This is a genomic window from Streptomyces parvus, assembly GCF_032121415.1.
In the GTDB taxonomy this organism is placed as follows: Bacteria; Actinomycetota; Actinomycetes; order Streptomycetales; family Streptomycetaceae; genus Streptomyces; species Streptomyces globisporus_A.
This window is the reverse complement of sequence record NZ_CP135079.1, coordinates 5,297,633-5,311,489: the sequence shown is the minus strand read 5'-3', so window position 1 is coordinate 5,311,489 and position 13,857 is coordinate 5,297,633. Positions and strand designations below refer to the sequence as shown.

Below are 13,857 nucleotides of genomic sequence, written 5' to 3'. Positions count from 1 at the left end.
AGAGGAGCCCGGCACTGCCTGCTCGGGGGTTCAAGCAGTGCCGGGTCCGTTTGATCAGCCTAGATGAACTTCTCGAAACGCCGCAATACGGACACCGCCTATGGGGCGACCCGTCCATTTTTGTTGAAGGCGGCATGAGTGAGCGGCATGAGCTGCTGCCAGTGGGTTTCCATCTGCTCGCCGACCATCTCGATCTCCCGCTGCGGGAAGGACGGCACCTTCGCCAGCTCGTGCTGGGTGCGCAGGCCGAGGAAGTGCATCAGCGAGCGCGCGTTGCAGGTGGCGTACATCGAGGAGAAGAGGCCGACGGGGAGGACGGCGCGGGCGACCTCTCGGGCCACGCCCTTCGCCAGCATCTCCTGGTACGCCTCGTAGGAGGCCCGGTAGGACTCCTCCATGGCGCGCGTCGTGACGTCGTACTGCTCCTCGGTGCCCTGGACGAACTCGTACTTGCCGGGGCGGCCCTGCTGGACCAGCCTGCGGGAGGTTCCGGGGACGTAGAAGACCGGCTCCAGCTCCCTGTACCGGCCCGATTCCTCGTTGTACGACCAGCCGACGCGGTGCCGCATGAACTCGCGGAAGACGAAGATCGGGGCGCTGATGAAGAACGTCATCGAGTTGTGCTCGAACGGGCTGCCGTGCCGGTCCCGCATGAGGTAGTTGATGAGTCCCTTGGAGCGCTCGGGGTCCTTGGTGACCTCTTCGAGCGACTGCTCGCCGGCGGTGGAGACCCGGGCGGCGAACAGCACGTCCGCGTCGCGCGCGTCGCTCTTCACCAGCTCGACGGTGACATCACTGCGGAAGTGGGGCTTGGCGGGTTCGGGAGTGTCGGTCACCGACGGGGGTCCTTCCAAAGGCATCGCGGGGCGGCGACAACCTTACGGGGCTCGATCCGGTGGATCCGCCGGGGCATGCCGTGCGTGGTCTCGGGCAGCCGTTCGTGGAGTTCCCCCAACAAGTACGGCGATTCGGGCACCGATTCGGGCTGCCGTACGTCTGACTCAATAGCAGCACCCGTCATGCAGATCAAGGAGAGTTTCCTCATGTTCCGCCGGCGTGAAGCCGTCCCGTTCTCGTTCGTCGCCGAGTCCGACCGGTTCCGCAGCAATGTCACTCCCCCTCCCGCCGCCCGCGCCACCGTTCCCGAGCTGCTGGGGCGGTCCCTCGTCGGACTGACCGTGGTCGCCGGTCTCGTGGGCTCCCTGCTGCTGGGCATCCCGGCGCTCGACTCCGGGCAGCCCGCAGGGCACGGCAAGCAGTCCACCGCGTCCCAGGAGCGCTGAGCCGTAGGACGCTGACTCGTACGGACCCCCTGGGGTGGTCGGGCCGGGGGCTGCCTCGGTAGCCTCACCGGGCACAGCAATCGAGCGTGCTTGTGAGTGAGGATGAGTCGTGCCCCTGCCCTTTCTGACGGCCGACCGCGCATTCGACGCGAGCGCGGAGGACGTCGCGCTGCCGTTCGACGACCACGACAGCTGGCGGCGGCCCTACCGCCCCGGCCCGTGGCGGGTCGCGGCGGCGGCCACCCTGTTGTTGCTGGCCTCGTTCGTTCTGCTCGCGGCCATGATCATCGGTGTGGCCGGAGCGCCTTCGGGCGCCACGGTGTGTCTGCTGCTGGCCGGTGGCCTGATCGCCGCCGCCATGCGGCTGCTGCGGGCCGGTGCGTGGGTCAGCCGGCACGGTGTGCGGCGCGTCGGCTTCTTCCGGACCGTCACGGTGGCCTGGAGCGACACGTCGGCGGTTCGTACGGTCCAGCAGCCCGTGAAGTGGATGGGCCTTCCCCGTACGGTCCAGGGCCAGGCACTCGTCGTGGTCCGGCGGAACGGTGAGACGTTGGCACCTCTTGCCACCGACCACAATGCGGATTTCCTCGGGCGCGAGGAGGCGTTCGAGCGGGCCACGGATGCGGTGGAGGCTTGGGCGGATGAGTATCGGCCCGGGTGAGCCGTTGGCTGTCGCCGCCCGTAGGTGAGTGAGCCCGGGGCCCTTGTGGGGTCCCGGGCTCACGTGCGTACGGCGGGAAAGATGTCCTCGATCGCCGGATGGGCCTGATTCTGTCCTCAAGAGCCGGACGGGCCGGCAGGTGCGGGCGAGGGAGCGCTCGGGTGGGACTTGTGCAGCGCGATCGCCCTCTGCATGGCCTTGCGGGCCCTGGGGGTGTCTCTCGCGTCCTGGTAGGCGACCGCCAGCCGGAACCAGGTGCGCCAGTCGTCCGGGGCGTCCTCGGTCTCCTCGCGGCGCTTCGTGAAGACCGCGTCGGCGGCGTCCCGGTCGATGCGGCCCGACGGGGTACGTGCCAGGTCGTCGACAGGAAGGCCGCCCTCGGCGTCCAGTTCGGCGGCCAGGGCGTTGGCGCGCCGGACGAACTGGGTGTTCTTCCACAGGAACCAGACGCCGATCACCGGCAGGATCAGCACGGCGACGCCGAACGTGATCGTGAGCAGCGTGCCGTGCCGGATGAGCATCAGACCGCGGCTGCCGACCAGGACGAAGTAGAAGACCAGGACGGCGGCCGTGATGAAGTAGGTGATCTTCGCGCGCATGGGGGCCCGTCAGTTCAGGTCGAGGAAGTGTTCCAGGCCGAACGTGAGGCCGGGAGTGGTCACCACGCGGCGGACGCCGAGCAGGATGCCCGGCATGAAGCTGCTGTGGTGGAGGGAGTCGTGGCGGATGGTGAGGGTCTCGCCCTCGCCGCCGAGCAGCACTTCCTGGTGGGCCAGCAGGCCGCGGAGGCGGATCGCGTGGACCGGGACGCCGTCGACGTCCGCGCCCCGGGCGCCGTCCAGGGCGGTGGTGGTGGCGTCCGGCTGGGGGGCGCTGCCGGACCTGGCGCGGGCCGCCGCGATCAGCTGGGCGGTGCGGGTGGCGGTGCCGGAGGGGGCGTCGACCTTGTTGGGGTGGTGGAGTTCGACGACCTCGACGGATTCGAAGTAGCGGGCGGCCTGCTCCGCGAACTTCATGGTCAGGACGGCTCCGATGGAGAAGTTCGGAGCGATGAGGACGCCGGTCTCCGGGGAGTTGTCCAGCCAGGCGTTCAGCTGCGCGAGCCGTTCGTCGGTCCAGCCGGTGGTGCCGACGACGGCGTGGATGCCGTGCCGGACGCAGAAGTCGAGGTTGCCCATCACCGATGCGGGGGTGGTCAGCTCGACGGCGACCTGGGCGCCCGCCTCGGCGAGGGCCTCCAGCTTGTCGCCCCGGCCCAGGGCCGCCACCAGCTCCAGGTCCTCGGCGGCCTCGACGGCTCGTACGGCCTCGGAGCCGATCCGGCCCTGAGCGCCGAGAACGGCTACGCGCAGCTTGCTCATCTTGATTCCTTAGGGGTGCGAGCGCTTGGGAGGTTAGGAGACCGCTTCGTGGAGGCGGTCCGCCTGCTTGTCCTTGAGCGGGCCGATGACCGAGAGCGAAGGGCGGTGGGTGAGGAGTTCGCCCGCCACTTCCCGTACGTCGTCGGGGGTGACCTCCGCGATACGGGCCAGCATGTCGTCCACCGACATCTGCTCGCCCCAGCACAGCTCGCTCTTGCCGATACGGTTCATCAGCGCGCCCGTGTCCTCCAGGCCGAGGACGGTGGAGCCGGAGAGCTGGCCGACGGCACGGGTGATCTCGTCGTCGTCCAGGCCGTGCGTGGCGACCCGGTCCAGTTCGTCGCGGCAGATCTTCAGGACGTCATGGACCTGGTTGGGCCGGCAGCCCGCGTAGACGCCGAAGAGACCGCAGTCGGCGAAGCCCGAGGTGTACGAGTACACGCTGTAGGCCAGACCGCGCTTCTCCCGTACCTCCTGGAAGAGGCGCGAGCTCATTCCGCCGCCGAGAGCCGTGTTGAGGACGCCGAGGGCCCAGCGGCGGTCGTCGGTGCGGGCGAGGCCGGGCATGCCGAGGACCACGTGGGCCTGTTCGGTCTTGCGGTTCAGCAGCTCGACCTTGCCGGCGGCGCGCAGGGTGCGGGAGCCCTCGCGGGGCGCCGTGGGCACCGCGTCGTGACGAGAGAGGGCCCCGGCCTTGTCGAAGGCGCGGCGGACCTGGCGTACGACCGTGGCGTGGTCGACGTTGCCCGCGGCGGCGACGACCAGGTGCGTGGGGTCGTAGTGCTTCTTGTAGAAGCGGGCGATCTGGCCGCGGTTCAGCGCGTTGATCGTGTCGACGGTGCCGAGGACGGGGCGGCCGAGGGGGGTGTCGCCGAGCATGGTGTGCGCGAACAGGTCGTGCACGCAGTCGCCCGGGTCGTCCTCGGTCATCGCGATCTCTTCGAGGATGACGCCGCGCTCGGCGTCGACGTCCTCGGGGGCGATCAGCGAGCCGGTCAGCATGTCGCAGACGACGTCGATGGCCAGCGGCAGGTCGGTGTCGAGGACCCGCGCGTAGTAGCAGGTGTACTCCTTCGCCGTGAAGGCGTTCATCTCGCCGCCGACCGCGTCGATGGCGGAGGAGATGTCGAGGGCGGTGCGCTTGGCGGTGCCCTTGAAGAGGAGGTGTTCGAGGTAGTGGGTCGCGCCGTTCAGGGTGGGCGTCTCGTCGCGGGAGCCGACGTTCGCCCAGATGCCGAAGGTGGCGGACCGGACGGAGGGCAGCGTCTCGGTGACGATCCGCAGACCGCCGGGGAGGACGGTCCGGCGGACCGTTCCGATGCCGTTGCTGCCCTTGAGAAGCGTTTGGGTACGGGCGACGGCCCGCCCCTCCGAGGAGGTGCGGGCCGTCGTCGCGGAACTACGGGACGTCACTTGTCGGTGTCGTCCTTCTTCTCGTCCTCTTCGCCCTCGACGACGGGGATGAGGGAAAGCTTGCCGCGGGAGTCGATCTCGGCGATCTCGACCTGCACCTTGGCTCCGACGCCGAGCACGTCCTCGACGTTCTCCACGCGCTTGCCACCGGCGAGCTTGCGGATCTGCGAGATGTGCAGCAGGCCGTCCTTGCCCGGCATGAGCGAGACGAACGCACCGAAGGTGGTGGTCTTGACGACCGTGCCCAGGTAGCGCTCGCCGACCTCCGGCATCGTCGGGTTGGCGATGGCGTTGATCGTGGCGCGGGCGGCCTCGGCCTGCGAGCCCTGCTGGGCACCGATGTAGATGGTGCCGTCGTCCTCGATCGTGATGTCGGCGCCGGTGTCCTCCTGGATCTGGTTGATCATCTTGCCCTTGGGGCCGATGACCTCACCGATCTTGTCCACCGGGATCTTGACGGTGATGATCCGCGGGGCGTTCGGGGACATCTCGTCCGGGACGTCGATGGCCTCGTTCATGACGTCCAGGATGTGCAGACGGGCGTCACGGGCCTGCTTCAGCGCGGCGGCCAGGACCGAGGCGGGGATGCCGTCGAGCTTGGTGTCGAGCTGGAGCGCGGTCACGAACTGCTTGGTACCGGCGACCTTGAAGTCCATGTCGCCGAAGGCGTCCTCCGCACCGAGGATGTCGGTGAGGGCGACGTAGTGGGTCTTGCCGTCGATCTCCTGCGAGATCAGACCCATGGCGATACCCGCGACGGCGGCCTTGAGGGGCACACCCGCGTTCAGCAGCGACATGGTGGAGGCGCAGACCGAGCCCATGGACGTCGAGCCGTTGGAGCCCAGCGCCTCGGAGACCTGGCGGATCGCGTAGGGGAACTCCTCGCGGGTCGGCAGGACCGGCACGATGGCGCGCTCGGCGAGCGCTCCGTGGCCGATCTCGCGGCGCTTGGGCGAGCCCACGCGGCCGGTCTCACCGACGGAGTACGGCGGGAAGTTGTAGTTGTGCATGTAGCGCTTGCGGGTCACCGGGGAGAGGGTGTCCAGCTGCTGCTCCATGCGGAGCATGTTGAGGGTGGTGACGCCCAGGATCTGGGTCTCGCCGCGCTCGAAGAGCGCCGAGCCGTGCACGCGCGGGATCGCCTCGACCTCGGCGGCGAGCGTACGGATGTCCGTGACGCCACGGCCGTCGATGCGGACCTTGTCCTTGATGACGCGCTCGCGGACCAGCTTCTTGGTCAGCGCGCGGTACGCGGCGGAGATCTCCTTCTCGCGGCCCTCGAACTCCGGGAGGAGCTTCTCGGCGGCGATCTCCTTGACGCGGTCCAGCTCGGCCTCGCGCTCCTGCTTGCCGGCGATGGTGAGCGCCTGCTTCAGCTGGGGCGTGACGGCCTTGGCGAGGGCGTCCAGGACGTCGTCCTGGTAGTCCAGGAAGACCGGGAAGTCGCCCTCGGGCTTGGCGGCCTTGGACGCCAGGTCCGCCTGCGCCTTGCAGAGGGTCTTGATGAAGGGCTTCGCCGCTTCCAGACCGGCCGCGACGACCTCCTCGGTGGGAGCCTCGGCGCCGTCCTTGACGAGCTGGATGGTCTTCTCGGTGGCCTCGGCCTCGACCATCATGATCGCGACGTCGCCGTCCTCCAGGACGCGACCGGCGACGACCATGTCGAAGACGGCGTCCTCGAGCTCGGTGTGCGTCGGGAAGGCGACCCACTGGCCCTTGATCAGGGCGACGCGGGTGGCGCCGATCGGGCCGGAGAAGGGCAGGCCCGCGAGCTGCGTGGAGCAGGAGGCGGCGTTGATCGCGACCACGTCGTACAGGTGGTCGGGGTTGAGCGCCATGACCGTCTCGACGATCTGGATCTCGTTGCGCAGGCCCTTCTTGAAGGACGGGCGCAGCGGGCGGTCGATCAGACGGCAGGTGAGGATCGCGTCCTCGGAGGGGCGGCCCTCGCGACGGAAGAAGGAGCCGGGGATCTTGCCGGCCGCGTACTGCCGCTCCTCGACGTCCACCGTGAGGGGGAAGAAGTCGAGGTTGTCCTTGGGCCGCTTGGAAGCGGTGGTGGCCGACAGCACCATGGTGTCGTCGTCCAGGTACGCGACGGCGGAGCCGGCGGCCTGCTTGGCCAGGCGGCCCGTCTCGAAGCGGATGGTGCGGGTGCCGAAGGTGCCGTTGTCGATGACGGCCTCGGCGTAGTGGGTCTCGTTCTCCACTAGTGATTTCTCCATACTCGTCGTCTTTCGTCCGCGCGCCCGTGTGGCGCGGGACGGTGCGGGAGAGGCGCACCGTGGATGCGGGCCGGTCTTCGATCGAAGCTCCCGGGCATGTTCCCGGGGGCCACTACCGAGGACCGGCGGCGGCGTCGTAGCGCCTCTCCCTGGTCTTGCGGGTCGCGCGTGTTCGTCGCGCGGGTCTTACGGTTCGTGCGGGTGTCGCTGCACCCAGGTTACTGAGCTTGACACCGGTCCTGCACGTACGGCAAAGGGAGCGGTCCCCTCAAACGCGGGAACCGCTCCCTCTCCACAGCGTCCTTACTTGGCGCCGCCGGCCGCGCCACGGCGGATGCCGAGGCGGTCGACGAGCGCACGGAAGCGCTGGATGTCCTTCTTGGCCAGGTACTGCAGGAGGCGGCGACGCTGGCCGACCAGGATCAGCAGACCACGACGGGAGTGGTGGTCGTGCTTGTGCGTCCGGAGGTGCTCGGTCAGGTCCGAGATCCGGCGGGAGAGCATGGCGACCTGGACCTCGGGGGATCCGGTGTCACCCTCCTTCTGGGCGAACTCGGCCATGATCTGCTTCTTCGTAGCGGCGTCGAGCGGCACGCGTACTCCTCTTGATGTTCGAAGCGCCCACGAGTGCCCCTGGTCTTGGTCTCAGGGGAGCTTCCGTGACTCGGAGGCGAAGGTCCGATGAGCGCAGCCCCCAGGATGGTCCGAGGGCGCGTACACAAACGGCCACTGGACAGAGTACCAGCCGTTCGGGTCACACCCCGCCAGGTGACCGGCCGGTGGTCAGCGGCACGGATCAGCGGCGGGCATCGGCCGGCGATCGGGAGTGGATCAGCTGGTGAGGGCCCGGATCGAGTGGTAGACGTCGAAGACCGCGAGGCAGAGCGGGAGCAGCGTCAGCAGGACGACCGTCTCGGCGATCTCCAGGAAGCGCCCCCAGAACGGGGTCACGCCCTTGCTCGGCACGATCAGGCCGATGGCGGTGATCAGGACGGCGACGCCCGCGACCGCAGCGGCGAGCCACACCGTACGGATGTCGAGTGCGGCCCCGTCGCCCCGCAGCGCGTCGCGCACGAGGGCGACCGGCGGGTTCAGGGAGAGCCCGAGGCCCAGGAGCACCAGGGAGGCGAGGCCCGCGGCGAGCGCGCAGCCGACCTGGGCGGTGTAGCGGAACAGGTGGGCGCGCATCAGCATGGCGACGCCGGTGGCCAGGGCGAGCAGCTGTCCCCAGACGTTGTCCGAGAAGCCCAGCACGGCGGCGGCCGCCACGGCGACCAGGGCGCAGCCGCCGACCAGGCCGAGGAGCAGTTCGTGGCCGCGCCGCGCCTGGGCGGCGAGGCGTTCGGCGTCCACCGGGCCGGTGGGCGCGGGTTCGGAGGTCCCGTAGTCGCCGACGGTGGTGCGGGGCGGCTCGAAACCGATGGGGATCCGGGCGAATCGGGTGGAGAGTCCCGGCAGGAAGGCGAGGGCCCCGACGGCGAGCGGGGAGCACACGGCGGCGGCCTCGATCGGCCTCATACCGGTCATGATCGCGATGAAGGTGACCAGGAGGCCGACGGCGCTCGCGAAGACGAACGCGACGAACGGGCCGTCCCCGCCGGGCGCGACGATCATCAGGATGACCGCGACGACGAGCACCGCCGCGCAGGCGAGCAGGAACTGCAGCCGCCCGATGCCCTGCCCGGCGCTCAGGGACAGCAGTCCGGAGCCGGCCACGGCCGCGTTGGCCAGGGCGCCGATGCCGAGCGCGATGGACGAGGCCCGGTCCTCGTACACCCGCGCACGCACGCAGGCGAACGCGAGGAGGAGCAGGGCGACGACCGCCGCCAGAATCCCGGGCAGGCCGTTCATGTCGTGGCGCGGGTCGGCCGTCCACAGGACGAAGCCGAGCAGGGACAGCAGGACGGAGCCACCGAAGAGGCCGGCGCCGCGCATGAGCGCGTCGCCCCAGAGCGTGCGGTCCTTGGCCACGGCGGTGGCGACGGCGTCCGATACGTCGTCGAAGACCGCGGGGGGCAGCGATTCGGAGAAGGGCCGCATCGACAGCAGCTCGCCGTCGAGGATGCGGTGGCCGGCGAGCGTACGGGCGCTGTCCAGGACCGTGCCGTCGCGGCGGACCAGGTGGTAGCCGACCGGCGCGCCGGGGGCGGGGCTCTGACCGGACAGCCGGAGGATCTCGGGGTACAGGTCGGCGACGGGGATGTCCTCGGGCAGGGCCACATCGACCCGGCCGTCGGGCGCGACGACCGTGACCCGGCAGAATCCGGTGCTGCTTCCGGACGGGGTCCCGTGACTCTGCCGACCGGGTCCGGTGGCTGCCGCTTGGGCCGTCATGGTCACCTGGTGCTCCCCCTACTACTGACGTGTACTGCCTGCCGGCCTGTACTGCGCTTGTTCTGACTACTGGCCTGTACTGCGCTTGTTCCGAGCTGTACCGGGCTCGCTCCGCGAGCTTGTGACGCGGTTGTTCCGTGCGCTTGCGACGCGCTCGTTCCGCGTCGCTCCGCACTGTTGCGCGCGTCGCCTTCCGCGTTCGTCCCGAATGACCGCCTTCGCGCGACAGTTAGCGGATGCGTACACGCGTCGCGACACCCTACCGCCATGGGGGTGGCGTCACGCCAGTAGGATCCTTCCCGCGGATGGAGCCCGTCGCCACGGGGGCGCCGATAGGAACACTTCCGTCCGGCAAGGGAATTGGTGAGCTGTGAGCCAGATCGTCGTCAAGCGCCCACCGCGGGCCCTGCCCACCGAAGTGCCGGTCGAGCAGGTGCAGTTGCAACCTCCGCCGGAGCTCCCCCGAGGCCAGCAGGAGGGGGCGCTGATGCAGCTCCTGCCGATGCTGGGCATGGGTGGTTCCGTCGTCTTCTTCTTCATGACGCCGAACCCGATCATGCGCATCATGGGCATGATCATGATCGCCTCGACGGTCGGTATGGCCATCGCGATGCTCGTACGGTACCGACGGGGCACCCAGGGCGAGCTCGCGGATCTTCGCCGCGACTACCTGAAGTACCTGACGCAGACCCGGCGTACGGTGTTGAAGACGGCCCGCAAGCAGCGCGACGCGCAGTTCTACCTCCACCCCTCTCCCGAGCAGCTGTGGGCGCTCGTCGCCGAGGGCAGCCGGGTGTGGGAGCGGCGCGCGGGTGACGCGGACTTCGCGCAGGTGCGCATCGGGCTGGGCAGCCAGGAGCTGGCGACGCCGCTCATCGCGCCCGAGACGGCGCCGGTGGACGAGCTGGAGCCGCTGGCCGCCGGGGCGATGCAGCAGTTCCTGGCGACGCACTCCACGCTGGACGGTCTGCCCATGGCCGTCTCGTTGCGGGCGTTCTACCACCTGACGATCAGCGGTCACGCGGAATCCGCGCGCTCGGCGGCACGGGCGATGGTGGGCGGTCTCGCCTCCCTGCACTCCCCCGAGGACCTGGTGATCGCGGTCGCCACGGGGACGGAGGCGGCGCCGCAGTGGGAGTGGACGAAGTGGCTGCCGCACGCACAGGCTCCGGGCCCCGCGGACGGGGCGGGGAGCAGGCGGCTGATCACCACCAGCCTGCCCGCCCTGGAGGACCTGCTGGCCGGCCGGCTGGAGGGCAGGCCGCGGTTCCAGCCCGGCGGGCAGCCGCTCGTGGAGCAGCCGCATGTCGTCGTGGTCCTGGACGGTGAGTCGGTACCGCCCATGTCGGTGCTGGCGTCGGCGGAGGGCCTGCAGGGCGTGACGGTCATCGAGGTGGTGCCGGGTGAGGTGACCGGGGCCCGCGGGGGCCTCTCCGTCGTGGTGCAGCCGAAGACGTTGCAGCTGGAGTCGGGCCAGGGGCTGGTCTACGACGGGGTTCCGGACCTGCTCAGTTACGAGGCGGCCGAGGCGCTCGCCCGGCAGCTGGCCCCCCTGCACATGGCGACGGGCGGCGACGATGACGAACCCCTGCTGGCCAACCTGGAGTTCACCGATCTGCTGAACCTGGGGGACGCCGCCTCGATCGAGGTCAGCCGGACCTGGCGCCCGCGGTCGCAGGCGGAGCGGCTGCGGGTGCCGATCGGTGTGGGCGAGGACGGCTCGCCCGTGATGCTCGACCTGAAAGAGGCGGCGCAGGAGGGCATGGGCCCGCACGGCCTGTGCGTGGGCGCCACCGGCTCCGGCAAGTCCGAGCTGCTGCGCACCCTGGTGCTCGGCCTGGCCGTCACCCACACCTCGGAGACGCTGAACTTCGTCCTCGCCGACTTCAAGGGTGGTGCGACCTTCGCCGGTATGGCGCAGATGCCGCACGTCGCGGCCGTGATCACCAACCTCGCGGACGACCTGACGCTGGTGGACCGCATGGGCGACTCCATCCGCGGTGAGCTCAACCGCCGGCAGGAGATGCTGCGCGACGCGGGCAACTACGCCAACATCCACGACTACGAGAAGGCGCGGGCGGCCGGGGCGCCGCTGCAGCCCATTCCCTCGCTCGTGCTGGTGATCGACGAGTTCAGCGAACTCCTCACCGCGAAGCCCGACTTCATCGAGATGTTCGTCCAGATCGGGCGTATCGGCCGTTCGCTGGGCGTGCATCTGCTGCTGGCGTCGCAGCGGCTGGAGGAGGGGCGGCTGCGCGGTCTGGAGACGTATCTGTCGTACCGGGTGGGCCTGCGGACGTTCTCGGCGGCGGAGTCGCGGGCCGCGATCGGGGTTCCCGACGCGTACCACCTGCCGAACGTGCCCGGTTCCGGGCTGCTCAAGTTCGGTACGGAGGAGATGGTCCGGTTCAAGGCCGCGTACGTCTCCGGGGTGTACCGCTCGGGCGCGCACCGGGCGGCGGCGCCGGGCGCTCCGCTGCCGGTGGACCGCAGGCCGGTTCCGTTCACGGCCGCCCCGGTTCCGGTGCAGTACGTCCAGCCTGCGGCGCAGGCCGGGGGCGTACCGGAGCAGCGCTCGGCGGAGGACGACGCGCTGGCGGACACGGTGCTCGATGTGATCGTGCGCCGGCTGGAGGGCCGCGGGGCCTCCGCCCACCAGGTGTGGCTGCCGCCGCTGGACAATCCGCCGTCGCTGGACGAACTGCTGCCGGGGCTCTCCCCGGTGCAGGGCCGAGGGCTGACCCAGCCCGGGTTCGAGGGGGCGGGTCGGCTGGTCGCGCCGGTCGGCGTCATCGACAAGCCGTTCGAACAGCGGCGCGACACCCTCTACCGGGACTTCTCCGGCGCGGCCGGCCATATGCAGATCACCGGTGGTCCGCAATCGGGGAAGTCGACGCTGCTGCGGACGATCATCGCCGGTTTCGCGCTGACGCACACGCCGGCGGAGGTCCAGTTCTACGGGCTCGACTTCGGTGGGGGCGGCATGTCCTCGATCGCGGGCCTGCCGCACGTGGGCGGCGTGGCGTCCCGCCTCGACCCGGAGCGGGTGCGCCGTACGGTCGCCGAGGTGTACGGCATCATGGCGCGGCGCGAGGAGTACTTCCGCAGCGCCGGCATCGACTCCATCGCCACGTTCCGGCGGCTGCGGGCGCGGGGTGACATCTCGGTGGCGGACCAGCCGTGGGGCGACGTCTTCCTGGTCATCGACGGGTGGGGCAACTTCCGCACGGAGTACGAAGGGCTGGAGGACGCGGTCACGGACATCGCCGCCCGCGGACTGGGTTACGGCATCCACCTGATCATCACGGCGTCGCGCTCCATGGAGGTGCGGGCCAGCCTGAAGGACCAGCTCATGAACCGCCTGGAGCTGCGGCTCGGCGATCCCATGGACTCCGAGCTGGACCGAAAGGTGGCGGCCAACGTGCCCGCCGGGGTGCCGGGTCGCGGCCAGACGCCGGAGAAGCTGCACTTCATGGCGGCGGTGCCGCGGATCGACGGCATCAACTCCGACAGCGACCTCTCCGAGGCGACAGCCGCGATGAACCAGGAGGTCACCCGCCACTGGACGGCGGCGCCGGCTCCCGCGGTACGTCTGCTGCCGCGCGAGCTTCCGGCGAGCGAGCTCCCGGCCGGTTACGCGGTTCCGGAGCGCGGTTTCGCCTTCGGTATCGATGAGAACAACCTGGAGCCGGTGTACCTGAACTTCGAGCAGGACCCGTTCTTCCTGGCGTTCGGCGAGAGCGAGTCCGGGAAGTCCAACCTGCTGCGGTTGATCATCAAGCAGCTGACCGAGCGGTACGACGGTGATTCCTGCAAGCTCTTCGTCATCGACAACCGGCGTTCGCTGCTGGACGTGACTCCGCGCTCGCACCTGGCGGAGTACATCCCGATGTCCAACAACATGGAACATCACATGACGGCGCTGTACGACCTGATGAAGCGCCGCACGCCGTCGGCCGACGTCACGGCGCAGGAGCTGCGTGACCAGAGCTGGTGGCAGGGACCCACGGTGTACGTCGTCATCGACGACTTCGACCTGGTCGCCACGTCGAGCGGCAACCCGCTGGCGCCGATCACGGAGATGCTGCCGTTCGCCCGTGACGTGGGCGTCCGCTTCATCATCGCCCGCAGTTCGGCGGGGGCCAGCCGCGCCCTGTACGAACCCTTCCTCCAGCGCATGATCGAGCTGGGCGCCCAGGGTCTGATGCTGTCGGGCGACCCGGCCGAGGGCGACATCATGGGCAACGTACGGCCGCGGCCGATGCCGCCGGGCCGAGGCGTCTTCGTCACCCGTCGGCGGGGGAACCCGCTGGTGCAGACGGGGTTGATGGGCGGGGAGCGGTAGGACTGGGCGCCGGGCTCGGTCGGGGGCCGGGCCCGGATCAGGCCGGATCGCGAGAACAGAGAAGGTGCGGGGCCGTTGGGGCTCCGCACCTTCTCCGTTTCCGTTTCGCTTGCGACGGCTCAGGTCGCGTCCTCCAGGTCGGGGCGCGTCCTGCAACGGCTCAGGGTGGACATCTCCCGCGCATGTCCACCCTGGTGTGCTGTGCCGTGCTGTGTCGTGCTGCTGTGCTGTGCTG

10 protein-coding genes are annotated in these 13,857 nt (G+C 69.9%); 3 read left to right on the top strand and 7 right to left on the bottom strand.

Annotated elements, in window-relative coordinates; genetic code table 11:
* Positions 1-98: 98 nt before the first annotated feature.
* A complete protein-coding gene (gene thyX / locus RNL97_RS25005; RefSeq protein WP_243315363.1) occupies positions 99-836 on the bottom strand; it encodes an FAD-dependent thymidylate synthase in 738 nt (245 codons plus the stop codon).
* Between the two features lie 207 nt (positions 837-1,043).
* On the opposite strand from thyX, the gene RNL97_RS25000 reads away from it, so the two are divergent.
* A complete protein-coding gene (locus RNL97_RS25000) occupies positions 1,044-1,283 on the top strand; it encodes a hypothetical protein (RefSeq protein WP_030588130.1) in 240 nt (79 codons plus the stop codon).
* Positions 1,284-1,392: 109 nt separating this feature from the next.
* Entirely contained in the window at positions 1,393-1,944 is a 552-nt protein-coding gene (locus tag RNL97_RS24995; RefSeq protein ID WP_313751218.1) for a hypothetical protein, read from the top strand.
* 116 nt (positions 1,945-2,060) lie between these two features.
* On the opposite strand, the gene RNL97_RS24990 is transcribed toward RNL97_RS24995, so the two are convergent.
* From RNL97_RS24990 to eccD, 6 genes are all read right to left on the bottom strand, one after another.
* Positions 2,061-2,543, bottom strand: coding sequence for a tetratricopeptide repeat protein (locus tag RNL97_RS24990; RefSeq protein WP_243315361.1), 483 nt, complete (start codon positions 2,541-2,543; stop codon positions 2,061-2,063).
* Between the two features lie 9 nt (positions 2,544-2,552).
* Positions 2,553-3,305: a 4-hydroxy-tetrahydrodipicolinate reductase gene (dapB, locus tag RNL97_RS24985; protein WP_030588119.1), complete on the bottom strand. Its 753-nt coding sequence runs from the start codon at positions 3,303-3,305 to the stop codon at positions 2,553-2,555.
* A gap of 33 nt (positions 3,306-3,338) precedes the next feature.
* Positions 3,339-4,718: a M16 family metallopeptidase gene (locus RNL97_RS24980; protein ID WP_243315358.1), complete on the bottom strand. Its 1,380-nt coding sequence runs from the start codon at positions 4,716-4,718 to the stop codon at positions 3,339-3,341.
* Positions 4,715-6,928 (bottom strand): polyribonucleotide nucleotidyltransferase, encoded by a 2,214-nt coding sequence (locus RNL97_RS24975; RefSeq protein ID WP_030588112.1) that lies wholly within the window; start codon positions 6,926-6,928, stop codon positions 4,715-4,717. Before RNL97_RS24975 ends, RNL97_RS24980 begins: the two co-directional genes overlap by 4 nt.
* 318 nt (positions 6,929-7,246) lie before the next feature.
* Positions 7,247-7,537, bottom strand: coding sequence for a 30S ribosomal protein S15 (gene rpsO, locus RNL97_RS24970; RefSeq protein WP_006127995.1), 291 nt, complete (start codon positions 7,535-7,537; stop codon positions 7,247-7,249).
* 237 nt (positions 7,538-7,774) lie between these two features.
* Entirely contained in the window at positions 7,775-9,277 is a 1,503-nt protein-coding gene (gene eccD / locus RNL97_RS24965) for a type VII secretion integral membrane protein EccD (protein ID WP_313751666.1), read from the bottom strand.
* Positions 9,278-9,647: 370 nt separating this feature from the next.
* Here eccD and eccCa point away from each other — a divergent pair, with 370 nt between their 5' ends.
* Positions 9,648-13,622 (top strand): type VII secretion protein EccCa, encoded by a 3,975-nt coding sequence (gene eccCa, locus RNL97_RS24960; RefSeq protein WP_313751217.1) that lies wholly within the window; start codon positions 9,648-9,650, stop codon positions 13,620-13,622.
* The last annotated feature ends 235 nt before the right edge of the window (positions 13,623-13,857 follow it).